Below are 24,108 nucleotides of genomic sequence, written 5' to 3'. Positions count from 1 at the left end.
GCCGGCCATTCAGGACGATCCCGCAAAGCGGATGCACATCGGCGTGCCCACGGCGATCATCTTCCCGGTCGGGGCCAGGGCGCCGGTGTCCGCATCGCGCGCGAAGATCGTGATGACGTCGGCGTTCTGGTTGGCGCAAAGAAGGTGCCGACCAGACGGCGAGATCGCAAGGTTTCGCGGTGTCGCGCCGCCGCAAGGCGTATGGCCGACGAGCGTCAGTGCGCCCGTTTCGGCATTGACGGCGAAGATGACGATGCTGTCGTGTCCCCGGTTCGAGCCATAGACGAAGCGGCCATCCGGCGAGATCTGGATATCGGCGCAATGATTGGCCGACTTCGCATCCTCTGGTACGGCGGGCTGGGTATCTGCGAGCGTCAGGCGTCCATCGCCGTTGACGGCATAGCTTGATACGGTCGAGTCGAGCTCGTTCATGAAGAAGATCCAGCCTCCCCCGGGATGAAGCGCTGCATGCCGGGGTCCGGCGCCGGGTGCTGTGGGGCAGACATGGCGGCGCGACAGGGTGCCTTCTTCATCAAGCGCGTAGGTGGTCAACGTATCCGTACCGAGATCTGCGACAAGAAGCAGGTTCGGTCCGATGCGGGTTACACTATGGGCGTGGCTTCGCTCCTGCCGGTCGGCATCCGGTCCGCTCCCGGCCTGCTGCACGCTGGAGACCGGCGGCGTCAGGCGTCCATCCTCCCGAATGCCGTAGACGACGAGCGACTGATCCGGTCCACCGGCGCCCATGCCGTAGTTCACGACCAACAACCATTTCCCGTCGTCGGAAAGCGTATTGTGCGCGGTAATGCTGCCGAGCGTTGGCTGCATGCCGATCGGCTCGATGCGGCCTGACGCTTTGTCGAAGGACAGCGCCGAGACGAGACCTTCCGCCCAGCCGAAAATCTCGGAGTTGGCATAGATACGGCGGCCATCCGGCGTAACGGAGAGGAAGGTGGGGTTGTCGATATCGGAAAAGGCGCCAAGGGTCTCGACCGCCAGCGTATCCTCATCAAAACCGTAGACGGTCAGGCCTGTGCCCCGCGCGCCCTGGAAGTAAGGTGCTTCGCGGTTGAGCGATCCGACAAACATCAGGCAGAGTTCCGCCATGTTTCTTACTCCCGTTCCCCCTCCGCACAAGCCGTCGCCGAGCGTTTGCGCCCAACATCAGAATGCTTGATGCCTCTTGCAAATTCAATCCATATGTGAAAACTATCTTTACATAAGAAAAAGCGGAGGAGGAGCTTCGTGGAGATATTTCAGCCCACGGTCGGGGTGGAGAGCACCTTTCCCTCGGACATGCCGGCCGATCATGCAGGCCTGCCCGTATGGAATGCAGAGAACTGGTTTTACGAGGACTGGCCCGTCGGTCAGAAGATCCGTTCGCTGCGTCGAACGCTCGGTGAATCTGACAGTCACCTCTTCAACACGCTGGTCACGGATATCCACCCCTATGTTCAGGACGATATGTTCGCCCGGCGCGAGGGTGTCTTCGGTCGTCGACTGGTCGCCGGCGCTTTCGTCTTTTCGGCAGGTCTTGGCCTCGTTGCAACGAATTGCGTCAATGCCTTCTCCTATGGCTATGACAGGCTGCGCTTTATCAAGCCCGTCTTCATAGGCGACACGATCTACACGATCCGGACCAACATGGAGAAGAAGCCCCGCACTGCGGATCTCGGCCTGATCAGGGCCAGCTACGAGATTTTCAAGGGAGAGGGCGAGCTGGTCCTCTACTGCGAGCACCTTCAAACCGTCCGCTACAAAAACCCCGGCGCCATTGCCGCCACGGAAAAGTAAGCCTTTATGCCGATGTCCGATATCCCTGCCTTCACGACGACAGCCGAAACGAACGAGGCGGAACTTCCCTTGAGCGGTCTTCTGGTCGTGGATATGAGCCAGTTCCTGTCCGGCCCGTATTGCTCGCTTCGCCTGATGGATTTGGGCGCGCGCGTCATCAAGATCGAGCGTCCCGATGGCGGCGATCTGTCGCGACGGCTCTACCTGAGCGATACCGAGATCGGTGGCGACTCCACGATTTTCCACGCGATCAACCGCGCTAAGGAAAGCCTTGCGATCGACCTGAAGAATGCGAGCGATTTGGCAGCCCTTCGCAAGCTGCTGGAAAGCGCCGACGTCGTCATCCAGAATTTCCGCCCTGGCGTCATCGAGCGGCTGGGGCTCGACTACACCGCCGTGAAGGCGATCAATCCGCGCATCGTCTTCTGTTCGATCAGCGGTTACGGCAATGAGGGGCCGTGGGTGGCAAGGCCGGGGCAGGATCTTCTCGCGCAATCGCGCTCCGGTGTCATGTGGCTGAACGGCGATGAGGGACAGGGCCCTGTGCCCTTCGGGCTTGCCATCGGCGATATGCTGGCCGGTGCGGCTGCGGCGCAGGGCATTCTTGCGGCGCTTGTGCGCCGTGGCGTCACGGGCAAAGGCAGCCATGTGGAGACCAGCCTTCTCGAAGCTCTGGTCGATCTGCAATTCGAGGTTCTGACCACACACCTGAACGACGGCCGTCGCCTGCCGAAGCGCTCGGATTTCCGCAGCGCCCACGCTTACCTTTCGGCCCCCTACGGCGTCTACCCCGCAGCGGACGGCTATCTCGCCATCGCTATGACGCCGATCCCCAAACTGGCGGACCTTCTGGAGATGGACGAGCTTGCCATGTTCCGGGATGACCCGTCGACCTGGTTTACAGCGCGCGACGCCATCAAGGCGCTGATCGCCAAACGCATCTCGCAGAAGACCATCGATGAATGGCTGGCGATCCTGGAGCCGGCGGATATCTGGTGCGCAAAGGTGATGGACTGGAAGGAGCTGATGGAAAGCGACGGCTTTCAGCATCTCGATATGCTCCAGACGGTTTCGCGCGACGATGGCGTCTCGATCCACACGACGCGGTCCCCTTTGCGGATCGACGGCGTTCGTCCGACCTTCGATCGGGCCGCACCACGCATCGGCGAGCAAAGCGCGGCGATCCGAGAGGAGTTCGGCCTGTGACAACCGCACGGATCACCCTCAAGGGCATGACCTGGAACCACCCGCGCGGCTACGATCCGATGGTTGCCTGCTCGCGTCTGTGGGAAGAGCAAACCGGTATCTCGATCACCTGGGACAAGCGATCCCTGCAGGATTTCGAGACCTATCCGGTCGAGGATCTCGCTCGCGCCTACGACCTCATCGTCATCGACCATCCGCATGTCGGGCAGATCACACGGGAGAATTGCCTCGCGCCGCTCGATGTGGCGGAGAAAGCGGCCGAGGCCGAGGCTCTTCGCGCCGGAAGCGTCGGTGCATCGTTTCCGAGCTACCACTGGCAGGGCCGGCAATGGGGCCTGCCTATCGATGCGGCAACGCAGGTGCAGGCCTTCAGGCCCGATCTCCTCTCGGCAGCGCCTGCAACATGGGACGAAGCGCTGGACCTCGCGCGCGACGGCCGCGTGTTGTTGCCGCTTCGTCCGCCGCACAGCCTCATGAGCTTCTATACGCTGGCCGCCAATCTCGGCACGCCATGCTCTGTCGAGGGGGACCGGCTGATCGCGCCCGAGGCTGGAGAAGCGGCCTTCGAGGCGTTGCGGGAGATGGCCGCTCTCGTGCCCGCGACCTGTTTCGAGATGGACCCGATTGCTGTTCTCGAGACGATGGCGGACGGCGGTTCCGCGTTTTCCTGTGCGCCGCTGATCTACGGCTATGTCAGCTACGCCGTTGTTGGATTTCGGAAGAGGCGCATCCACTTCTGCGACATACCCTCAGCGGGCAAAAGCGGACCGGCAGGGTCAGCGCTGGGCGGCACAGGTATCGCGGTTTCCGCCTTTTCGGCGTCGCCCCGGGAGGCGATCGACTTTGCTTACTGGATCGCCAGCGGCGATGTGCAAAAAGGTCTCTATGCCGCGTCCGGCGGGCAGCCGGGACATGCTGCGGCCTGGGAGGACGAAACGGTGAACGCTGCGACGGCCCGTTTCTATCGGGCCACGCGGGCGACACTGGAAGCGGCCTGGGTTCGCCCGCGCCACGATGGCTACATGCCGTTTCAACAGTCAGCGTCCGACCGGGTCAATCGCGGTCTTCTGGAGAAACACGCGGCGGTCGAGGTCGTCGCCGACCTCAACCGCCTGTTTCGTGAGAGTTTCAAGACGATCTAGCTTTCCGGCGGAGGAGCCGGGCATTCGGGAGGAGAAACATATGAAATTGAGGATCAACGGCCTTTTGGCCGCTACGGCGTTCGTGTTGTCCATGCCGGCCGCGCAGGCGCAGGATGCCGTGGCAAATGTCGTCGCCGGTCTGCCGGAGCCCCTGAAGGCGCAGTATGAGGGTGCGCCGCAAGCCATCGCGCCATCGGCCTGGGACGGCTTCACGGCACCTGCAAAGCCATGGAAATGGTGCCATTCGGAGTCCTATCAGGGTAACCCGTGGCGAGTGACGGTGACAAAGGAATTGCAGCGTCTGGTCGAAGGGCTGATCGCGAGCGGGACCGTGGCCAGCTTCGAAGTGTCCGACAGCAACAACGACGTCAGCCAGCAGATCAACCAGATCCGCGCTTTCGTCGACAAGGGCTGCTCGATCATCACGTCCATTCCCGGCTCCGCAACGGCGCTGGACGATGCGATCGACGCCGCTGCCAAGGCCGGTATCCCCTTCGTCACGGCCGCAGGCTCCGTCACCAGCCCGAACGCCATCAATGTCGATTCCAATTATGCGCGCTGGGGCTACGACATGATGAGCGCCGTCGGTAAGGCGCTGCCGGATGGCGGCAGCGTTCTCCTCGTAGAGGGCATCGCTGGCCACCCGATCGTGGTTCAGGAGCGGCAGGGCGGCGACAAGGCGCTCGCCGAAAACGCCAAGCTCAAGGTCGCACGCAGCGTCAATGGCAACTGGACCGCAAACGTCACGAAGACGGTGGTCTTCCAGGCGATTGCCACCAATCCGGCGCCCATCGATGCCGTGTGGACCACGGGCAGCGAAAGCCGTGTCGTAGCAGAAGCTTTCGCAGAAGCAGGCCGCCCGGCGCCGCTGATCACGGGCTCGCTCACCGGCGATGCGCTCGGCTACTGGAAAGCCAATCCCGACAAGTACCGCTTCGAGGGGCATGCGCTCCTGCCGCACTGGACGGCTCAGACGCTTTTCCGTGTCGGCGCCCGCATGCTGGATGGACAGAAGCCGAAGCTGAACACGCTGATGATCCCGATTCCGGCCATCCACAATGCGGACCTGCCGAACTGGTACAAGGACTGCATGATGCCGGACTCGGTATCCGTGTTTCCCGTGCCGCCGGAAGACCCGATGCCGGAGCCGCTGCTCGACGCTTACTTCAACGGGGCCAAGCCCACGCCGGGCTGGGACTACGCATCCACCCCGGATGCGTGCGCGAAGTAGGGCTAACCTCAGGGACAGGCGGGCGCGGTCCAAAAAACGACCCGCCGCCACAGACGGACTGCGTGATGCTTGAAATCGACACCCTCTCGAAACGCTATGGCGAAACGGTGGCCCTTGCCGGCGCCTCCATCGCGTTCCGGGCCGGAACCATCCACACGATCCTCGGCGAAAACGGCTCGGGCAAAAGCACGCTTGTGAAGCTGCTCTCGGGCATCGTCCAGCCGGATGGCGGCACGATGCTGCTGGATGGCAAACCGTTTTCGGGCAGGAGGCCCGCCGATTTCCAGGCAGCGGGCTTTGCGACCGTCTTCCAGGAGGTGCTGATCGCACCCGACAGGAGCGTCGAAGACAACATCCTTCTCGGGCTCGACGGTCTTGTTCACCGGACGATCCCGCGCGCGCGCCGGCGGCAGACCGCAGCCGATGCGCTTGCCCGCTTTGCCGTTACGCCTGTTCCGCTCGATATCGAGACCGGCGCCCTGCCGCTGGCCGCACAGCAGCTGATCGTGCTTGCGCGCGCCGTCGTCCGCCGTCCGCGCATTCTCATCCTCGATGAGGTGACGGCCGCGCTCGATTATGCCGACCGGGAGTCCGTCTTCTCGCTCATGCGCCAACTGGCGGCGGAGGGCTCCCTGCTTCTCTTCATCACGCACAGGATGGATGAGGTGATGAGCCTTTCCGACAGGATCTCCATCCTGCGCAGCGGCAAGGTCGTGACGACCGAGGAGCGAGGGCTCTCGACGCCTGCCGAGCTTCTGAAAGCCATGGCACCTCAAACGGCCGCGGAGTTGCTGCATGTCTGATACGGCAAGCCTTCATGCCCGAGACCTCGTCATCCGGCGCGGCGCGTCACCGATCACTGAAAAGATCCGCTCCGGTGAGATCGTCGGTCTTGCCGGCCTCGATGGGCATGGGCAGGAGCGTTTTCTCGAAACGCTGGCCGGCCTGCAGAAGCCGATTGCCGGCAGCGTTTCTCTGGAGCGCTGCGGTAGCGAGAGGCGGATCACGGATTTTCGAAAGGCCGTTGCCGCACGTATCGCGTACCTCCCGCGCGACCGGCGGGCGACCGGTATTTTCCCCACCCAGTCGGTTCTCGACAATTTCGCGATTTCCACCGTCTCCGAGGATGCCCGCTTCGGCTTCATCAGAGCCGGTCACCGGGCGCGGCGCTATGAGGTTTATCGCGATCGCTTATCTATCGCCGCGCCGCGGCCGGATGCGCCGATTACCACGCTTTCCGGCGGCAACCAGCAGAAGGTGCTGCTGGCGCGTGCTCTGGCGCTGCAGCCCGACGTGTTGCTGCTGAATGATCCCACCCGTGGCGTCGATGTTGCCACCCGTCATGTGCTCTACGACGTCTTTCGCGGTCTCGCAGCGGACGGCATGGCGCTGGCCGTTCTCTCCAGCGAGATCGAGGAAATTCTGCTCTTGTGCCACCGCGTTCTCGTTTTCCGCGACCATGACATCGTCGCAAACCTCAAAGGGTCCGCGATGACAACGGACGCCGTCATTGCCGCCATGTTTGGACGTGCCGCATGACGAAGACGCCTCTGCACATATTGCAACGGCTATGGCGGGATACGGGCTTTGCGCTCGTGCTCCTCGTCATCTTGCTCGTCGTCAATCTCATTCTCAATCCGACGCGTTTTCAGCCGTCGGCCTGGGGCTCGCTCATCGGGCTCGCTGCACCCCTCATCGGAGCGGCGGTCGCCTCTGCTCCTGTCATCCTCGGCGGCCGTGGCGGCATCGACATCTCGGTCGGCCCGCTGATGGGCTTCGTCAACGCCATCGTCATCCAGCTTCTGTTCCTGAAAGCAGGCATCTCCTCACCCTTCGTCATCATTCCCGCTGCCCTTTTGATCGGCGCTGCCATCGGCGCCATAAACGGTGCCTTGACGACGTTGGTACGCATCCAGCCGATCGTCGCGACGCTCGGAACCTATCTCGTGCTGACCGGTGTCACCCTGACGATCCTGCCTGCGCCGATCGGTCCGGCGCCGGCCTGGCTGAAGGCTCTGGCCGGCCCTTGGTCGGCGCTGCCGCTGATCGCGCTCTTTGCTGCATGGTGGACGATCAGGCGACTTCCCTATTACGACCAGCTGATGGCGATCGGAAGCGACGACCGTGCCGCGTATACCGCCGGCGTCAATGTCACCCGCGTCCGGTTCATCGCTTATGTCATCACGGGCGTCTTTGCCGCCATTGCCGGCCTCATGCTGACGGCGCTGATCGGCTCGGCCGATCCGAATATCGGACAGGCCTACACGTTGATCTCGATTGCAGCCGTCGCCCTCGGCGGCGTCAGCCTTGCCGGCGGACGAGGCGGGCTTGTCGGCGCCTCCATCGGCGCGATCGATATCTTTCTGCTGCAAAGCGTGCTCACTGCCTTCAACGTTTCCACATACGTTCTACAAATCGCCTATGGCGCCATCCTCGTCGTCGCCGTCATCCTGACGGCCGTGCAGGAGCGGGCGGCCCGTGGCCGGGAGGTCTGACATGGCTATCGTCGAGACGCGTACCGGCGAAAGACCGGGCACCGGCTTCGCCCTGCGCATCCGCTCAAGCCTTGCCGGCACGAACGGCCGCATCCTCATGGCCTTCCTCATTGCGGGCGTGCTGCACCTTGTCGGTACACTTGTCATTCCGGGCTATTCCTCGCCGTTCGCCATCCGCGCACTTCTTGTTATCGCTGCGCTCCTCGCCGTCGCCTCCATCGGGCAGACGCTGGTGGTCATCCTCGGCGGGATCGATCTGTCGATCCCCTTCATCATCGGCTTTGCCAATGTGGTCGCGGCGCAGCTCTATGGCGACAAATGGAATTTCGCCCTTGTCTGCCTGTTCGTCATCGTGGTCGCGATGCTCATCGGCGCGCTGAACGGCTACATCTCGCGTCGGCTCGATATCCATCCGCTGATCGTCACTCTGGGCATCGGCATGATCATGCAGGGTTCCGTTCTGCTGTGGACAGCGGGGTTCCCATCCGGGTCCGCGCCGCCTTACGTCTCGGCCTTCGTCTCCATCGGCGGGTCGGCGGGGCCGTTGCCGTTCCCCTGGGTGGTGCCGGCGCTCGTGGTCCTTGCAGCGCTCATCGTCGTCGTCCTCGCGCGCACGCCCTATGGTCGGCGGCTCTATGCGCTCGGGAGCAATCCCGGTGCGGCCTCTCTCGCGCTGATCGACCCCGTGCGCATGTGGATGCTGACCTTCTCGCTCAGCGCCATGTTTGCCGCCGTCACAGGTATTCTTCTTCTCGGCTTCACCGGCTCGGCCTATGGCGACGTCGGCCAGCCCTATCTGTTCCAGACGATCGCTGCGGTCGTGGTGGGTGGCGCGGCGCTTGTCGGCGGGCGGGGCAGCTATCTCGGCACGATCGCCGGCGTGCTGGTCCTCACCGAGATCAACACGCTGCTGATCGGCCTGGGTTTCCAGCCGGCCGCCGTTCAGGCGTCGCTGGGGGCCGTCATCATCCTGCTCGTCTCCATCTACGGCCGGGAGAAACATGTCAGCATGACGATCTGAAACGGGGTTTCACACCCCGATGGGCAGGTCGAGGCTCCAGAGCGTGAGCGCATTGCCGGCGAGCAGCGCATGACGCTCCGTATCGCTGCTGGTTGCGAGCAGCGCCTGCGTTGCGGCCACCCAGGTCGAGAGACTGCCGGCGAGCGTGCAGACGGGCCAGTCGCTGCCCCACACAACGCGGTCCCATCCAAACTGCAGGATGGCGGTTTCCGCATAGGGCCGGATCGTGTCCACGGTCCAGCTATCCGGCTCGGTATAAGCGATCAGACCTGAGATCTTGCAGACCACGTTCGGGCGGCGCGCCACATCCTTCAGCTCGTCCCGCCAGAGCGAGATGTCGCCCGAGCGGATATCGGGCACGCCGCAATGATCGAGGATGAAGGTCACATCCGGTGCGAGGTCGGCAAGTGCCGCCGCGTGGCCCAGCTGGCGCGGTAGAACGCAAAGGTCGAACGTGAGGCCGGTGCCACCCAGACGTCTGATGTTCTCGCGAAACGTGGCGCTTTCCGAGAGCGCGTCCGGCATGACGTGGAGCACACGGCGAAAGCCTTTGACCAGCGGGTTCTCGCGCTGACGCTCCAGGAGGGCGGCAAAGCTCTCCTCTTCCGGCCGGCAGGCGGAGATGGCGCCGACGATGAGGCTTTCCGGCTTTGCCGCGAGTTGCCCGACATGCAGGGTTTCCGCCTCGATCTCATCGGGCGCGACATCCACCTCCATGTGCAGACTGGCCGCAATGCCGCAGCGCAATGCCTCCTGACGATAGGTCTCGTACAGGTAGTCCCGGTCGAGTGCCGGAACGGAGGAAAGCCAGGGATAGGTGAGGGCCGTCTTGTCGATCAGGTGAAGATGGGTGTCGATGATCATGTTTGCTCCTCCCGCGTCATGCGCCTGAAAGGACACTCTCACAGGGGAGCAGAGGTTTCAAATAAGAATGCACCGGTTTGCGTGCTTCGGGGGAACTCACAACTCCGCCGGGTTGTCGTGTTGCACATCCGAGCCGGCGAGAAGCGAAAGCTGCTCGGCGGTCTTCTGCAGCAGCGAGATCGTCGTGGAGATATCGGGCGCCGACGGCGCGTTGACGAGGCTGATATAGGGCACGGTGAGGGCCGCAATGCCGCGACGGTCCGGCCCGAGGATGGGGGCGGAAAGGTTGAACACGCCAGCCGTCTGCGCGCTCGCCATCATCTCGTAGCCGCGCGCGCGGATCTCATCCAGGCGCGCGAAGAACTCCGGTGTGAGCTCGATATCCTTCCGGCTCTTCACATGCTCCGAGATCATCATCTCCCGCTCCTCCGGTGGGCGAAAGGCGAGCAGAACATGGCCGGAGCCCGTATCGAACAGGCTGATATGCGACCCCACGCGGATGGAAATACCCCAGTAGTCGGGGGCTTCCTGCTGCGCGATGACGACGGCGGAGCCGCGATCGAACACGGCAAGCTGATTGGCTTGTCGTGTTCGCTGCGCAAGATCGCGCATCAGCGGCGTGGCATAGGCTGCCAGCCGGCGCGTCGGGGCATGCAGCTGCGCAAGGCCAAAGAGCTTGAGCGTCAGGGAATAACGATCGCCATCGATTCGGGTGATGTAGCCGCGCCGCACGAGGCGGTCGAGCATCCGGTAGAACTCGTTCGGGCTACGATTGAGCTTCTTGGATATCTCAGCTTGCGTCAGTCCGCCATCCACACCGGCGAGCAGCTCCAGAATATCGAGCCCCTTGTCCAGCGCCGGTGCGCGGTAGCGATCGTCTTCTCCGTCCGACATTCAGCGTCCTCTGTGAATACGCATTTCCATATACGAAGAACCATTGCTGGACAAAGCAAAGTTGTCGCTTGACGACGTTCGCAAATGTTGTTTGTATATGAATGAAATTCTCGCAGATGAGAGTCTGTGCTCCTGAGGAGGGGTGCATGCGGAGGAGGGGAACCTGATGAACAAGCTGCTGAGTGGCGCCGCGTCCGGCGTCGTGGCATTGGTTCTGGTGCATGGCGTAGCCGGCGCGGCCGAACTGATGGGCAAATTCGACGGCGTCGTTATCGACGCCAAGCTGATCGGAGGCCAGCAATACGAGCCGCTCTATGCGCGGATTGCGGAATGGGAGAAGGCGACGGGCGCCAAGGTCAACGTGCTCTCGAAGAAGAACCATTTCGAACTCGACAAGGAGATCAAGTCGGACATCGCCTCCGGCTCTATTTCCTGGTGCGTCGGCTCCAATCATTCCTCCTTCGCCCCGCAATATCCCGATCTCTATGTCGACCTGAACACGCTGGTTCCGAACGAGATCGTCGGCGAATATGTCGACACCGTCATCAAGGCGTCCACCATCGACGGCAAGCTGGTCATGCTGCCGCGCGCGCAGTTCGATGTTTCCGCCCTGTACTATCAGAAGAGCCTCTACACGGATGACGCCAAGAAGGCGGCATTCAAGGAGAAATACGGCTACGACCTTGGGCCGCCGGATACCTGGAAACAGGTCTCGGACCAGGCGCAGTTTTTCGCCGCCCCACCGAACTTCTACGGCACGCAGTTCGCCGGCAAGGAAGAGGCGATCAACGGCCGCTTCTACGAGATGCTGATCGCCGAGGGTGGCGCCTATCTGGATGAAGACGGCAGGCCCGCCTTCAATTCGGAGGCAGGCGTCCGTGCGCTCGACTGGTTCGTCAATCTCTACAAGTCGAAAGCCGTTCCCGCCGGCACGACCAATTATCTTTGGGACGAGCTTGGTGCCGGCTTTGCTTCGGGCACTGTCGCGCTCAACCTCGACTGGCCAGGATGGGCGACATATTTCAACGACCCGAAGTCTTCCAAGGTTGCCGGCAATGTCGGTGTCACCGTGGCGCCGGCCGGTTCGACCGGCAAGCGTACGGGGTGGTCCGGCCACCACGGCTTCTCCATCACGGACGCCTGCGCCAACAAGGAGGCTGCTGCGTCGCTCGTCTGGTTTCTGACCAACGAGGACTCGCAGAAGCTGGAGGCCGCGAACGGCACGCTCCCGACCCGCACGGCCGTGTGGGAATGGGATATCCAGCAGGCTGCCTCGGATCCCTACAAGAAGGAAGTGCTGAGCACCTTCCAGGAAACGGCGAAAGGCGCCTTTGCCGTGCCGCAGACACCGGAGTGGATCGAGATCTCGAATACGGTTTATCCGGAGCTTCAGGCCGCCATCCTCGGCGACAAGACGTCGAAGGAAGCCCTGGACGCGGCCGCTGAAAAAGCGACCACCATCCTGAAAGACGCTGGCGCGCTCTGACGCCATCCCCGCTTTCGCCCGCAGTATAACGGGCGGGCGAAAGCGCGTCGGCTCCAGGCGTGCCCCCATACCGTCTCGGGGCGGGTCTCCGTTCTCGATCGGCCACGCGCTTTGTCGTTGGCCATCAGGTGGCAAGCATGTTTCGAAAAGTATCAACACCGGTTCTTCTTCTGCTGCCGGCGCTCGTCGTGCTGGCGGCCGTCGTGCTGCTGCCGCTGCTTCTGTCGCTCTATTCGAGCTTTACACCCTTTCGCCTGACGCGACCGGCCTCGCTCTGGGTCTGGGCCGGCTTTCGCAACTACGAGCGTATCCTGAGCGACTGGGTCTTCTGGTCGGCGTTCCTGCGCACGATCGTCCTGCTCACCATCGCGCTCAATCTTGAAATGCTGCTCGGCCTCGGCCTCGCGCTGCTCGTCAACAAGGCGACGCGGGGCAAGCGGGCGCTGCGCACGATCATGATGTTTCCGATGATGTTCTCACCGGTTCTGGTCGGCTTCCAGTTCAAGTTCATGTTCAACGACAATGTCGGCCTCGTAAACAACGCTCTGCAGTCTCTCGGCCTGACGGATCAGGCGATCCCATGGCTGATCGACGGCAATCTCGCGCTGTTCGCCATCGTCGTCGCCGAGGTCTGGTCCTCCACCTCCGTCTTCGCGATTCTTATTCTGGCAGGGCTTCTCGCGATGCCGCAGGAGCCCGTGGAAGCGGCAAAGGTCGATGGCTGCACGGCTTGGCAGACCTTTCGTTATGTCACGCTGCCCTTCATCATGCCGTTCGCCTACATCGCCATGACCATTCGCTCGCTCGATATCGCCCGTGCGTACGACATCGTGAAGATCATGACCGATGGCGGGCCGGCGCGACGCACGGAGCTGATCTGGACGCTGGTCGGCCGCACCGCCTATTCCGATGCGCAGATGGGCCTCGCCAACGCCATGGCTTACGTCTCGATCCTGCTGTCGATCCTGTTCACCGTCTATTTCTTCCGGAAGCTTGCTGCCGCCCGGACCCAGATCGGAGCGGAGTGGTAAGATGGACCGCAACTCGAAACAGCGCCTGAAGCGCCGCGTTCTCCATGTCGCCTATCTGATCGGGCTTTTCCTCGCGATGCTCGTGATCTGCCTGCCGGGCCTCTGGATCGTGCTCAGCTCGCTGCGCCCGACGGTCGAGATCATGGCGAAGCCGCCGGTCTGGATACCGCAGGAAATCACGCTCGATGCCTATCGCGCCATGTTCGGCGGCGTCGGGCAGGGCGGCATTCCCATCTGGGAATATTTCCGCAACTCGTTGATCGTGTCGATGACGTCAACCGTCATCGCGCTCGCCATCGGCATGTCCGGCGGCTACGCGTTTGCGCGGTTTCGGTTTCGCGGCAAGTCCGGTGCGTTTCTTGGCCTGATGCTGACGCGCTCGGTGCCCGGCATCGCCCTGTCGTTGCCGCTCTTCATCGTCTATTCCCGTCTCGGTATCATCGATACGCATTTCGGGCTCATCCTCACTTATGTCGCGCTGAACGTACCCTTCACGATCTGGCTGATCGACGGGTTCTTCCGGCAGGTGCCGCGCGATCTCGCCGAAGCTGCACAGATCGACGGCTGCACCCGATGGCAGGCGTTCTGGCAGGTCGAGTTTCCGCTTGCCGGCCCCGGCATCGCATCTGCCGGTATCTTCTCCTTCCTCACTTGCTGGAACGAGTACGCGCTGGCCTCCCAGCTGACGCGCTCGGTCAACTCCAAGACGCTTCCCGTGGGATTGCTCGATTACACCTCCGAATTCACCATCGACTGGCGCGGCATGTGCGCGCTGGCGGTGATCATGATCCTCCCGGCGCTGGCTCTGACCTTCGCTATTCAAAAGCACCTCGTGTCAGGTTTGACATTCGGCGCTGTCAAAGGCTGATCTCATGGCTCAGGTCTCTCTCAAGAAGCTGGTCAAATCCTACGGTGCGCTACAGGTCGTGCATGGCATCGATCTCGACGTCGCGGATGGCGAGTTCGTCGCTCTGGTCGGCCCCTCCGGCTGCGGCAAATCGACAACGCTGCGCATGATTGCGGGGCTCGAAAGCGTGTCGGGCGGCGCCATCGAGATCGGCGGCACCGTCGTCAACGACCTTCCGCCGCGCGACCGCAACATCTCCATGGTGTTCCAGTCCTATGCGCTCTACCCGCACATGACGGTGCGGGAGAATATGGGTTTTTCGCTCAAGATCGCCAAGCAGCCGCAAAGCGAGATCGACAGGCAGGTCAACGAGGCGGCCGCGATCCTGGGACTTGAGACGCTGATGGAACGGCGGCCGGCGCAGCTTTCCGGCGGCCAGCGCCAGCGCGTGGCCATGGGCCGGGCCATCGTTCGTCATCCAGAAGTCTTTCTGTTCGACGAACCTCTTTCCAACCTCGACGCCAAGCTGCGCACGCAGATGCGCACCGAGATCAAGAAACTGCACGCCAAGGTGCAATCGACCGTCATCTATGTGACGCACGACCAGGTGGAGGCGATGACGCTCGCTGACCGGATCGTCATCATGCGCGATGGCTATATCGAACAGGTGGGAACGCCGGACGAGGTGTTCCGGCGGCCGGTAAGCCGCTTCGTCGCCGGCTTCATCGGTTCGCCGCCGATGAATATGGAGGAAGCGCGGGTGTCGTCCGGCCAGCTCGTCTTTGCCAACGGCGACAGCCTTCCGCTTCCGTCCCAGTTTACCGGCAGGGTGAAGGAGGGTGAAAAGGTCATTTTCGGCCTGCGTCCCGACGATATCTTCCCGAGCGGTCATGGCCTCAGTTCCGGGAGCGACGGCGCCGTGCACGAGATAACGCTTCCGGTCTCGATCACCGAACCTCTCGGAAATGAAACGCTCGTCTTCGTAGAATTCGCAGGGCGCGAATGGGTGTCGCGGATGCTCAATCCAAGGGCACTCAAGTCCGGCGAGCGCATCGCCATGAGCTTCGATTTTTCGCAGGCGCACCTGTTTTCGGCTGAGACCGGGCGCAGCCTCGCCGCAATTGGGGAGGTCTGACGTGGCCCGGATTGAACGCATCGAACTGCGCATGGTCGACCTGAAGCCGAAGGTGAAGCGGACGGATGCGATCCAAAGCTTCGTCAGCCAGGAAACGCCCATCCTCACCATCACCGATAGCGATGGCGCAACGGGCACCGGCTATTCCTACACGATTGGCACTGGCGGCTCGTCCGTCATGCGGCTGCTTGCGGACCATCTCGCCCCCGTTCTCCTGGGGGAGGATGCGGACCGGATCGAGGCGATCTGGCACAAGCTCGAGTTCCACACCCACGCAACCACCATCGGCGCCATCAGCGCACTGGCACTGGCGGCAGTCGATACGGCGCTCTGGGATTTGCGCGCGCGCAAGCAGAACCTGCCCCTGTGGAAACTTGCCGGAGGCGCGCGCGAAAGCTGCCCACTCTACACCACCGAGGGCGGCTGGCTGCATATCGAAGCCGGTGCTCTGGTGGAGGATGCTCTGCAAGCCAAGGAGAATGGCTTTGCCGGATCGAAGGTGAAGATCGGCAAGCCGCATGGTTCGGAAGATTTCGCCCGACTTTCGGCCATGCGCAAGGCGCTGGGCAACAGCTTCGAGATCATGACGGACTGCAATCAGGGTTTTTCGGTGGACGAGGCCATTCGGCGGGCCGAGCGGCTGAAGGAGCTCGATCTCGCCTGGATCGAGGAGCCGCTGCCGGCCGACGATCTCGACGGACATATCCGCCTGACGCGCTCGACGGCCACGCCGATCGCGGTCGGCGAATCCATCTACTCCATCCGTCACTTCCGCGAATACATGCAGAAGGGCGCCTGCTCCATTGTGCAGGTCGATGTTGCCCGTATCGGCGGCATCACGCCGTGGCTGAAGGTGGCGCATGCCGCCGAAGCATTCGACATTCCCGTCTGCCCGCACTTTCTGATGGAGCTGCATGTCAGCCTCGTCTGCGCCGTACCGAACGGGCGCTATGTCGAGTACATCCCGCAGCTCGATGACCTCACGACCAAGGGGATGGAGATCCGGGATGGCCGAGCCGTCGCCCCCAGCGACTCAGGGCTGGGCATCGCCTGGGACTGGGATGCTGTGAAGGCCCAGAGCGTTTCCGAGTTCACCCGCGACATCACGGCGCGATAGGAGAGTGCGATGCAACGGATGGGAATGGTCATCGGTCTGCAGCCGGACAAGGTCGCCGAATACAAGGCGTTGCATGCGGCGGTATGGCCGGAGATTCTGTCGCTGATCTCGGCCTGCAACGTGACCCAATACTCGATCTTCCTGAAGGAGCCGGAAAACCTGCTGTTCGGCACATGGACCTATGTCGGCGACGACTTTGCGGCGGATATGGCGAAGATGGCCGCCGACCCGCGCAATGCGGAATGGTGGGCCGTGTGCATGCCCTGCCAGCAGCCGTTGGAAACGCGGAAAGAGGGCGAGTGGTGGGCGATGATGGAAGAGGTCTTCCATCATGACTGACGTTCAGGATAGCAAAGCGAGTTTCGACCCCGCGAGCTTGCAGCAGTGGTGGCCGAAGCCGAGCCGCCCGCGCCCGATCGTCATCTTCGGCGCCGGCAGCATCGTCAGCGATGCGCATTTTCCGGCTTACCGGAAGGCCGGCTTCCCTGTGGCCGGTCTTTACGATCCGGACCATGAAAAGGCGCGTGCGACGGCCGCACGTTGGGGCGTCGAAGCCTATGCTTCCGTTGAGGAAGCCGCTGCTATCGAAGGCGCGATCTTCGATCTTGCCACGCCTCCGGCAGCCCATGCGCGTATTCTCGCAGCCCTTCCGGAAGGCTCTTACGCTCTCGTCCAGAAGCCGATGGGCGCGGATCTCGATGCAGCGACGGAGATTCTCGACCTCTGCCGAAAGCGCAGGCTCCATGCAGCCGTGAATTTCCAGCTTCGTTTCGCACCGATGATGCTGGCGCTGCGCGATGCCATCCAGCGTGGATTGCTGGGCAATATCGTCGATTTCGACGCTCACCTCGCGCTCGCCACGCCATGGGGGCTATGGCCCTTCCTCAAAGGGCTGCCGCGCATCGAGATCGCCATGCACTCGATTCACTATCTCGACCTCGTGCGCAGCCTGCTGGGTGACCCGAAAGGTGTCCATGCGAAAACCCTCGGGTACCCACATCACGATGTTGCGCAGACCCGCACGAGCGCCATCCTCGACTATGGTGATAGCGTGCGCTGTGCCTTGTCGATCAATCACGACCATGATTACGGGCGGAAGTTCCAGGCCTGCGCGTTCCGCATCTGCGGCACGAAGGGGGCGGCTACCGTGAAGCTCGGGGTCAATCTCGACTATCCCACGGGCGAGCCGGACGAACTCTGGATCTACCCCGCCGACGGAGACGCGTGGATCGAGGTCCCGCTCGAAGGCACGTGGTTCCCGGACGCCTTCATCGGGCGCATGGCGAACCTCCAGCGTTTTGCGAGCGGCGAGGACGAGACGCTCGTCGGTGACGTGGAAGACGCGTGGCGGACCATGGCGCTGGTCGAAGCCGCCTATCAATCCAGTGCGCAGCCTGCGACGCCTTTGCGAGCACTGCCGGAGACATGAGATGATCGAGCAAACGCACTATTTCGAAGATTACGACCTCGGTTCCCAGCGGATGACGACGGGGCGAACCATGACGGAGACGGATTTCGTCGTCCATGCCGGCCACACCGGCGACTTCTTTCCGCATCACATGGACAGCGAATTTGCAAAGACGCTGCCGGGCGGGCAACGGATCGCGCATGGCACCATGATCTTCTCGATCGGCATCGGAATGACGGCGTCGCTTATCAACCCGGTCGCGTTTTCCTACGGTTACGATAGGTTGAGATTCGTGCGTCCGGTTCATATTGGCGATACGATCAGGACGCGGGTGACGATCTCCGCCAAGGAGGATGACCCGAAGCGCGCGGACAGGGGACGGGTGATCGAGCGGTGCGAGGTGCTGAACCAGCGCGACGAGGTGGTGCTGGCCGCAGATCACATCCTGCTCGTCGAACGAAAACAGAAGTGAGGATCAAGCCATGACGACGACAATGACGGGCAAGACGGTGCTGATCACCGCCGCGGCCCAGGGGATCGGGCGCGCAACCGCGCTGGCCTTCGCAAAGGCGGGTGCGACGGTGCACGCGACCGACATCAACCTCGATATACTCTCGGAGATCGCCGGCGAGCCCGGCATTCTGACGCACAAGCTCGATGTCCTCGATGAGGCCGCCGTGAAGGCCCTTGTCGAGGAGGTCGGCGAGGTGGATGTGCTTTTCAACTGCGCAGGCGTCGTCCATTCCGGCTCGATCCTCGATATGCCGGACAAGGATCTTGAATTTGCCTTCGATCTCAACGTCAAGGCAATGATACGCACCATCCGCGCCGTGCTGCCCGGCATGATCGAGCGCAAGGATGGCGCGATCGTCAACATGGCCTCCGTCGCCTCCAGCATCAAGGGTGTGCCGAACCGCTTCGCCTACGGCACGACCAAAGCCGCTGTGATCGGTCTGACCAAGGCGGTCGCCGCCGATTATGTCGCCTCCGGCATTCGCTGCAACGCGATTTGCCCGGGCACGGTCGAGAGCCCCTCGCTCGAAGGACGCATGCGGGCGCAGGGCGACTACGAGACGGCGCGTGCCGCCTTCATCGCCCGTCAGCCGATGGGCCGACTGGGGACGGCAGAAGAAATTGCTGATCTCGCCGTCTATCTTGCAGGCGCGACCTACACCACAGGCCAAGCCTACTGCATCGACGGCGGCTGGTCGATCTGACCGGCCGCTCGCTTGTTCACTGAAACCGCAAGGATACTGCTATGAAATTCGTTCGTTACGGTGCGCAGGGCGCCGAGAAGCCCGGTCTGGTCGATTCGACCGGCGCCATCCGCGACCTCTCCGGTCACATGTCCGATCTCTCGGGTACGTCCATTGATCCCGAGGCCTTGGCCAAGCTTGGCGCGGTCGATCCTGCAACGCTGCCGCTGGTGTCTGCCGACGAGCGCCTGGGGCCCTGCGTTGCCGGCACCGGCAAGTTCATCTGCATCGGCCTCAACTATTCAGACCATGCCGCTGAAACGGGCGCTACCGTGCCGCCGGAGCCGATCATCTTCATGAAGGCGACATCGGCCATATCTGGACCGAACGACGACCTTCTCATCCCGCGCGGCTCCGAGAAGACGGACTGGGAAGTCGAACTCGGCATCGTCATCGGCCGCAAGGCAAAGTATGTCAGCGAGGCCGAAGCGCTCGACTATGTCGCGGGCTATTGCACGATCCACGACGTCAGCGAGCGCGCCTTCCAGACGGAGCGCTCCGGCCAGTGGACCAAGGGCAAGTCCTGCGACACGTTCGGGCCGACCGGTCCATGGCTGGTGACGAAGGACGAGGTTCCAGATCCGCAGAACCTGCGCCTCTGGCTGAAGGTCAATGGCGAGACGATGCAGGACGGCACCACCAAGACCATGGTCTACGGCGCGGCCTATCTGGTTTCCTACCTCTCGCAGTTCATGTCGCTCCAGCCGGGTGACATCATCTCCACGGGCACGCCTCCGGGTGTCGGCATGGGCATGAAGCCGCCGCGCTATCTGAAGCCGGGTGACGTGATCGAGCTGGGGATCGATGGTCTCGGTTCGCAGCGCCAGACCGCCCGCGCCGACGCCTGATCCCTGATCCCACCTCTCCGGAGCCCCCATGACCCGCATCACAGACCTGCGCGTGTTCGATCTGCGCTTTCCCACGTCCCAAAGCCTCGATGGCTCGGATGCCATGAATCCCGATCCGGATTACTCGGCAGCCTATGTCATTCTCGACACGGATACGCCCGGTCTTTCGGGTCATGGCCTGACCTTCACCATCGGTCGCGGCAACGACATCTGCTGCATGGCCATCAAGGCGATGCGGCATCTCGTGGTCGGGACCGAGCTTTCGACGGTGCTCGAAAATCCCGGCCGCTACTGGCGACACCTGACGAGCGACAGCCAGTTGCGCTGGATCGGACCCGAAAAAGGCGCGATGCATCTGGCGACCGGCGCTGTCGTCAATGCGGTGTGGGACCTTCTCGCCAAGCAGGCGGGCAAGCCCGTCTGGCAGATGGTGAGCGAGATGTCGCCGGAGCAGATCGCCGACATCGTCGATTATCGCTACCTGACGGACGTTCTGACCCGTGACGAGGCAATCGACATCCTGAAGCGCGCCGAGCCCGGCAAGGCCGAGCGAATGGCCGTGCTGCGGGCAGAGGGCTACACCTGCTACACCACGTCGGCCGGTTGGCTCGGCTACGACGATGACAAGCTGCGCCGGCTCTGCCAGGAGGCGATCGATGAGGGTTTCAACCACGTCAAGATGAAGGTCGGGCGCGATCTCGAAGACGACATCCGTCGGCTGACGATCGCCCGCGAGGTCATCGGTCCCGACCGTTATCTGATGATCGATGCCAATCAGGTCTGGGAAGTCGGAGAAGCGATCGACTGGGTGAAGCAGTTGGCTTTCTGCAAGCCCTTCTTCATCGAGGAGCCGACGAGCCCCGACGATGTTGCGGGCCATCGCAAGATCCGGCAGGCGATCTCGCCGGTCAAGGTCGCGACCGGCGAGATGTGCCAGAACCGCATCATGTTCAAGCAGTTCATCGCCGAAGGCGCGATCGATATCGTGCAGATCGACAGCTGCCGCATGGGTGGCTTGAACGAGGTTCTCGCCGTGCTTCTTGTCGCTGCGAAATACCAGCTGCCCGTCTGGCCGCATGCCGGCGGCGTCGGACTTTGCGAATATGTCCAGCACCTCTCGATGATCGACTATATCGCCGTGTCCGGGACGAAGACGGATCGCGTCATCGAGTATGTCGATCATCTGCACGAGCACTTTCTCGAGCCCTGCATCATCGAAAATGCCGCATATATGCCGCCGACCCTTCCGGGGTTCTCTATCGAGATGAAGGCGCAGTCGATCGCGGACTACACGTTCAAGGGCTGAACAGGCCTCATCGATCGACAGGACGAACAAAGCCGGGCTGTTCGCAGCCCGGCTTTTCTGCGCCTGAGGAGAAAGCCACAACTTACGTCTTGACCCTCGATGACTATTCTTTCATAACGTATCTATTCGTATATGAATGATGCCAGGGGAGGAGCCCGGGCAATGGAGGGTCTCATGAAGAGCGTACTCGTAGCGTCCGCACTGGCGGCGCTGTGCTTTTGTGGTCTTGCGCAGGCGCAGGACTACAGCCTGCGGTTCTCGACATCGCAGGTCAATCCGAACGAACCGATCGTCAAGGCAATGAAGCTATATGCCGAGCGCGTCGGTGAGCGCTCGGGCGGCCGCATCGCCATCACCGTCATGACGGGCGATCAGCTCGGAGCTCAGAAGAAGGTCAACGAGATGGTCATGAGCGGCGCAAGCCTGCTCAGCGCCACCGATTACGGCCAGCTTGGCCAGTTCGAGCCGGATCTGTCGATCCTCGCCGGCCCCTATGTCTACCCGAGCATTGAAGCGAGCGACAAGCTGTTTGCCTCCGACGTCTTCAAGGAACTCTCGATAAAGCTCGAGGCGAAGGGCCTGAAGATCATTATGCCGAATGGTCTGTTCGGATACCGGCACATCATCGCCAACAAGGCGGTCCGCACGCCTGCCGATCTCGCTGGTGTTACCGTGCGCGTCCCCTCTTCGCCGATCATGATGGCGACGTTCGCAACCTATGGCGCCCGCCCGACGGAGCTTCCATGGGGCGACGTCTACAATGCGTTGCAGACCGGCGTCGTCGATGCCGCGGAAGGGCCGTTCGGGTCGATTGCCGGCTCGAAGCTGAACGAGACGCGCAAGGTCATCTCCAAGACCGGCCATCAGGTCATGTTCACGGCCTGGGTCGCCTCTGCAAGCTTCTACAACAGCCTTCCGGAAGATCTGCAGAAGGTGCTGACCGATGAAGGTCAGAAGATCGCCGCCGACCTGACGAAGATGACGATCGAGACCGATGACGGCTATGCCAAGCAGCTTGCCGACAGCGGCGTCGAAATCGTCTCGGACGTTGATGTTCCCGCTTTCGTCGAGGCTTCGAAATCCGCCTATGGCAAGGTTCCGAACCTGACGCCGGGCATGTTCGAGCGCATTCAGGCCGTCATGCAATAAAGGTCGGGGCCCGGCCGCAAATGGCCGGGCTTGTCCTTGCCGGGAGCATTCATGGACATTCCAGCACAAACCTCGACCGAGCCGCCGCTCTGGAGCTTTCGACGTCTCGATGAGGCGGTGGGCGTCCTTGCCTTGCTGGTCATCGTCGTTTCCATTCTTTGGGGCATCGTCAGCCGCTATATATTTCCGCAGCCGGCAGCCTGGACGTACGAGCTGGCGATCCTCGCTTTCTCCTATCTCGTTTTCTTCGGGGCTGTTGCCGGTGTACGGCTCGGCACCCACGCTGCCATCGATGTGCTGGTTGGCGCCCTGCCGCAGCGTTGGCAGGACGGTGTGCGCTGGTTCAACTACCTGCTTCTGACCGCCTTCTTCGTTCTGATGACGGGTCTCTTCCTGTGGCAGGCCTGGACGTCGCGCAATGTGCACACCATCGCGCTCGACCTGTCGCGCAGCATCGCCTATGCGCCCTTGGCCATCGCTTCGGCCGGTATGCTCGTGCAGCACCTCATCGTCGAGCGCCCCTGGCGCCCGCGCACGCATCGCATCGTGGATTCGATCATATGACATTCTTTCACCTGGCCGGCCCATCCCTCGTCGTCGTCCTTCTGTTCCTTCTGTCGACGCCGATCACCTGGGCGCTGGCAATCGGTGCGCTCGCTTTCTTCTTCCTCAACATGGACATGATCCCTCTGTCCAATTTCGCGCAGGAGATGGCGGAGGGTAGCCAGTCCGTTTCCCTGCTGGCGCTGCCGCTCTTCGTGCTCGCGGGCTGCATCATGAATGCGTCCGGCATTACGCGACGTCTCTTGACGCTTGCCGATGTGCTGGTCGGGCACATGACGGGCGCTCTGGCGCAAATGTGCACGGTGCTCGCCACGCTGCTTGGCGGCCTTACGGCATCCGCCAATGCGGATGCGGCGATGCTGGCAAAGACCCTGGGCATCCAGATGGCCGAGCGCGGCTATAGCAGGGCGTTCGCTGCTGTCATCACCTCGTCCGCCGCGATCATCACGAGCCTCATTCCGCCATCGATCGGCCTCATCGTCTACGGCTTTCTCGCGGAAACGTCGATTGGCCGCCTTTTTGCGGCGGGTGTCGTACCCGGTCTGGTGCTGGCGCTCGGGCTGATGGTCACCACCTATTTTATCGCCCGCAAGCGAGGCTATCGCTCGCTGCGCGATAAGCGCGCCACCGGCGTCGAAATGCGCACCGCACTCATCGACGGTCTCTGGGCGCTATCCATTCCGGTCGTCATCTTTGCCGGCACACGCTACGGCCTGTTCACGACGACAGAGGCCGGCGCCGTGGTCGTCATCTACGTCCTCTTCGTCGCTATCTTCGGCTACCGGGAATTTACCGTGCGTGAGATCCCCGAGGTATTGGCGGAGGCCGTGCGGGACTCCGCCGTCGTCATGGTCATGATCTGCGCGGCTGCCGCCTTCGGTTTCTACCTTGCCTGGGAGCAGGTGCCGCAGGCGATGTCGGGCTGGCTTGGCGGTGCGACGAGCAACCCGCTCGTCATGCTGTTGCTCATCAACGTCATGTTGCTGGTCATCGGAACGGCAATCGAGGGCTCGGCGGCGCTTATCATTCTGACGCCGATGCTGATCCCGATCATCGATGGCGTTCACATCGACCGCGTCCATTTCGGCATCGTCTTCATCACCAATCTCACCATCGCCGGTATCACTCCGCCGGTCGGCGGGCTGATGTATATCTCGTCCATGGTGATGAAAGTGCCGATGATGGCCTATGCGCGAGAAGTCTTGCCATATCTTGCGATGATGATGGTGTTGCTCGGCGTTCTCAGCGTCTTCCCGCAACTCTCGCTGTGGCTACCGAACCTGATCTACGGAACAGCCGCCGTACAATAGTCGG

The 24,108-nt window shown here is 62.4% G+C and carries 25 protein-coding genes; 22 read left to right on the top strand and 3 right to left on the bottom strand.

Annotated elements, in window-relative coordinates:
* Nucleotides 1–9 precede the first annotated feature (9 nt).
* Nucleotides 10–1,107 carry a lactonase family protein gene (locus BSG19_RS13775; protein ID WP_092988609.1) on the bottom strand — a complete coding sequence of 366 codons (1,098 nt, stop codon included), beginning with the start codon at nt 1,105–1,107 and terminating at the stop codon, nt 10–12.
* A gap of 138 nt (nt 1,108–1,245) precedes the next feature.
* Between BSG19_RS13775 and BSG19_RS13770 the strand changes: the two genes are divergently transcribed.
* The 8 genes from BSG19_RS13770 to BSG19_RS13735 all read left to right on the top strand — a co-directional run bounded on the left by BSG19_RS13770 (nt 1,246) and on the right by BSG19_RS13735 (nt 8,889).
* Complete coding sequence (locus tag BSG19_RS13770) at nt 1,246–1,794, top strand: MaoC family dehydratase (RefSeq protein WP_092988608.1); 549 nt, start codon at nt 1,246–1,248, stop codon at nt 1,792–1,794.
* Nucleotides 1,795–1,806: 12 nt separating this feature from the next.
* Entirely contained in the window at nt 1,807–3,000 is a 1,194-nt protein-coding gene (locus BSG19_RS13765) for a CaiB/BaiF CoA transferase family protein (protein ID WP_092989063.1), read from the top strand.
* Nucleotides 3,001–3,026: 26 nt separating this feature from the next.
* Nucleotides 3,027–4,142 (top strand): extracellular solute-binding protein, encoded by a 1,116-nt coding sequence (locus BSG19_RS13760; RefSeq protein ID WP_092989062.1) that lies wholly within the window; start codon nt 3,027–3,029, stop codon nt 4,140–4,142.
* Nucleotides 4,143–4,182: 40 nt separating this feature from the next.
* A complete protein-coding gene (locus BSG19_RS13755) occupies nt 4,183–5,373 on the top strand; it encodes a substrate-binding domain-containing protein (RefSeq protein WP_092988607.1) in 1,191 nt (396 codons plus the stop codon).
* A 65-nt stretch (nt 5,374–5,438) separates the two neighbouring features.
* Entirely contained in the window at nt 5,439–6,176 is a 738-nt protein-coding gene (locus tag BSG19_RS13750; RefSeq protein ID WP_092988606.1) for an ATP-binding cassette domain-containing protein, read from the top strand.
* Nucleotides 6,169–6,912 carry an ATP-binding cassette domain-containing protein gene (locus BSG19_RS13745; protein WP_092988605.1) on the top strand — a complete coding sequence of 248 codons (744 nt, stop codon included), beginning with the start codon at nt 6,169–6,171 and terminating at the stop codon, nt 6,910–6,912. Before BSG19_RS13750 ends, BSG19_RS13745 begins: the two co-directional genes overlap by 8 nt.
* Nucleotides 6,909–7,868 carry an ABC transporter permease gene (locus BSG19_RS13740; protein WP_092988604.1) on the top strand — a complete coding sequence of 320 codons (960 nt, stop codon included), beginning with the start codon at nt 6,909–6,911 and terminating at the stop codon, nt 7,866–7,868. The genes BSG19_RS13745 and BSG19_RS13740 overlap by 4 nt, the downstream gene beginning before the upstream one ends.
* Nucleotide 7,869: 1 nt before the next feature.
* Nucleotides 7,870–8,889, top strand: coding sequence for an ABC transporter permease (locus tag BSG19_RS13735; protein ID WP_170865973.1), 1,020 nt, complete (start codon nt 7,870–7,872; stop codon nt 8,887–8,889).
* 9 nt (nt 8,890–8,898) lie between these two features.
* On the opposite strand, the gene BSG19_RS13730 is transcribed toward BSG19_RS13735, so the two are convergent.
* Together BSG19_RS13730 and BSG19_RS13725 are read right to left on the bottom strand one after the other, a co-directional pair.
* Nucleotides 8,899–9,753, bottom strand: coding sequence for an amidohydrolase family protein (locus BSG19_RS13730; protein ID WP_092988603.1), 855 nt, complete (start codon nt 9,751–9,753; stop codon nt 8,899–8,901).
* Between the two features lie 96 nt (nt 9,754–9,849).
* A complete protein-coding gene (locus tag BSG19_RS13725) occupies nt 9,850–10,647 on the bottom strand; it encodes an IclR family transcriptional regulator (protein ID WP_092988602.1) in 798 nt (265 codons plus the stop codon).
* A 247-nt stretch (nt 10,648–10,894) separates the two neighbouring features.
* Here BSG19_RS13725 and BSG19_RS13720 point away from each other — a divergent pair, with 247 nt between their 5' ends.
* The 14 genes from BSG19_RS13720 (at nt 10,895) to BSG19_RS13655 (ending at nt 24,104) form a co-directional block, all read left to right on the top strand.
* Nucleotides 10,895–12,133: an ABC transporter substrate-binding protein gene (locus tag BSG19_RS13720; protein ID WP_244529278.1), complete on the top strand. Its 1,239-nt coding sequence runs from the start codon at nt 10,895–10,897 to the stop codon at nt 12,131–12,133.
* Nucleotides 12,134–12,270: 137 nt separating this feature from the next.
* A complete protein-coding gene (locus BSG19_RS13715) occupies nt 12,271–13,164 on the top strand; it encodes a carbohydrate ABC transporter permease (RefSeq protein ID WP_092988600.1) in 894 nt (297 codons plus the stop codon).
* A gap of 1 nt (nt 13,165) precedes the next feature.
* The gene (locus BSG19_RS13710) at nt 13,166–14,032 is read left to right on the top strand and encodes a carbohydrate ABC transporter permease (RefSeq protein ID WP_092988599.1); all 867 of its coding nucleotides are present in this window, start codon (nt 13,166–13,168) and stop codon (nt 14,030–14,032) included.
* Between the two features lie 4 nt (nt 14,033–14,036).
* The gene (gene ugpC / locus BSG19_RS13705; protein WP_092988598.1) at nt 14,037–15,146 is read left to right on the top strand and encodes an ABC transporter ATP-binding protein; all 1,110 of its coding nucleotides are present in this window, start codon (nt 14,037–14,039) and stop codon (nt 15,144–15,146) included.
* A gap of 1 nt (nt 15,147) precedes the next feature.
* A complete protein-coding gene (locus BSG19_RS13700) occupies nt 15,148–16,263 on the top strand; it encodes a mandelate racemase/muconate lactonizing enzyme family protein (protein ID WP_092988597.1) in 1,116 nt (371 codons plus the stop codon).
* A gap of 9 nt (nt 16,264–16,272) precedes the next feature.
* On the top strand, nt 16,273–16,602 hold the full coding sequence (locus tag BSG19_RS13695) for an L-rhamnose mutarotase (protein WP_092988596.1): 330 nt from the start codon (nt 16,273–16,275) through the stop codon (nt 16,600–16,602).
* A complete protein-coding gene (locus BSG19_RS13690) occupies nt 16,595–17,692 on the top strand; it encodes a Gfo/Idh/MocA family protein (protein ID WP_092988595.1) in 1,098 nt (365 codons plus the stop codon). The genes BSG19_RS13695 and BSG19_RS13690 overlap by 8 nt, the downstream gene beginning before the upstream one ends.
* A gap of 1 nt (nt 17,693) precedes the next feature.
* Nucleotides 17,694–18,143, top strand: coding sequence for a MaoC/PaaZ C-terminal domain-containing protein (locus BSG19_RS13685; RefSeq protein WP_092988594.1), 450 nt, complete (start codon nt 17,694–17,696; stop codon nt 18,141–18,143).
* A 10-nt stretch (nt 18,144–18,153) separates the two neighbouring features.
* Nucleotides 18,154–18,888, top strand: coding sequence for an SDR family oxidoreductase (locus BSG19_RS13680; protein ID WP_092988593.1), 735 nt, complete (start codon nt 18,154–18,156; stop codon nt 18,886–18,888).
* Nucleotides 18,889–18,929: 41 nt separating this feature from the next.
* Entirely contained in the window at nt 18,930–19,775 is an 846-nt protein-coding gene (locus tag BSG19_RS13675) for a fumarylacetoacetate hydrolase family protein (RefSeq protein WP_092988592.1), read from the top strand.
* Between the two features lie 28 nt (nt 19,776–19,803).
* Nucleotides 19,804–21,081, top strand: coding sequence for an L-fuconate dehydratase (locus BSG19_RS13670; protein WP_092988591.1), 1,278 nt, complete (start codon nt 19,804–19,806; stop codon nt 21,079–21,081).
* A gap of 174 nt (nt 21,082–21,255) precedes the next feature.
* A complete protein-coding gene (locus tag BSG19_RS13665; protein ID WP_092989060.1) occupies nt 21,256–22,230 on the top strand; it encodes a C4-dicarboxylate TRAP transporter substrate-binding protein in 975 nt (324 codons plus the stop codon).
* Nucleotides 22,231–22,281: 51 nt separating this feature from the next.
* A complete protein-coding gene (locus BSG19_RS13660) occupies nt 22,282–22,794 on the top strand; it encodes a TRAP transporter small permease (protein ID WP_092988590.1) in 513 nt (170 codons plus the stop codon).
* Complete coding sequence (locus BSG19_RS13655; RefSeq protein WP_092988589.1) at nt 22,791–24,104, top strand: TRAP transporter large permease; 1,314 nt, start codon at nt 22,791–22,793, stop codon at nt 24,102–24,104. The genes BSG19_RS13660 and BSG19_RS13655 overlap by 4 nt, the downstream gene beginning before the upstream one ends.
* Nucleotides 24,105–24,108 lie beyond the last annotated feature (4 nt).

It is taken from the genome of Rhizobium sp. NFR03, assembly GCF_900111275.1.
Taxonomy (GTDB): domain Bacteria; phylum Pseudomonadota; class Alphaproteobacteria; order Rhizobiales; family Rhizobiaceae; genus Ferranicluibacter.
The sequence above is the reverse complement of the archived record's forward strand: the minus strand, read 5'-3'. Positions and strand labels throughout refer to the sequence as shown.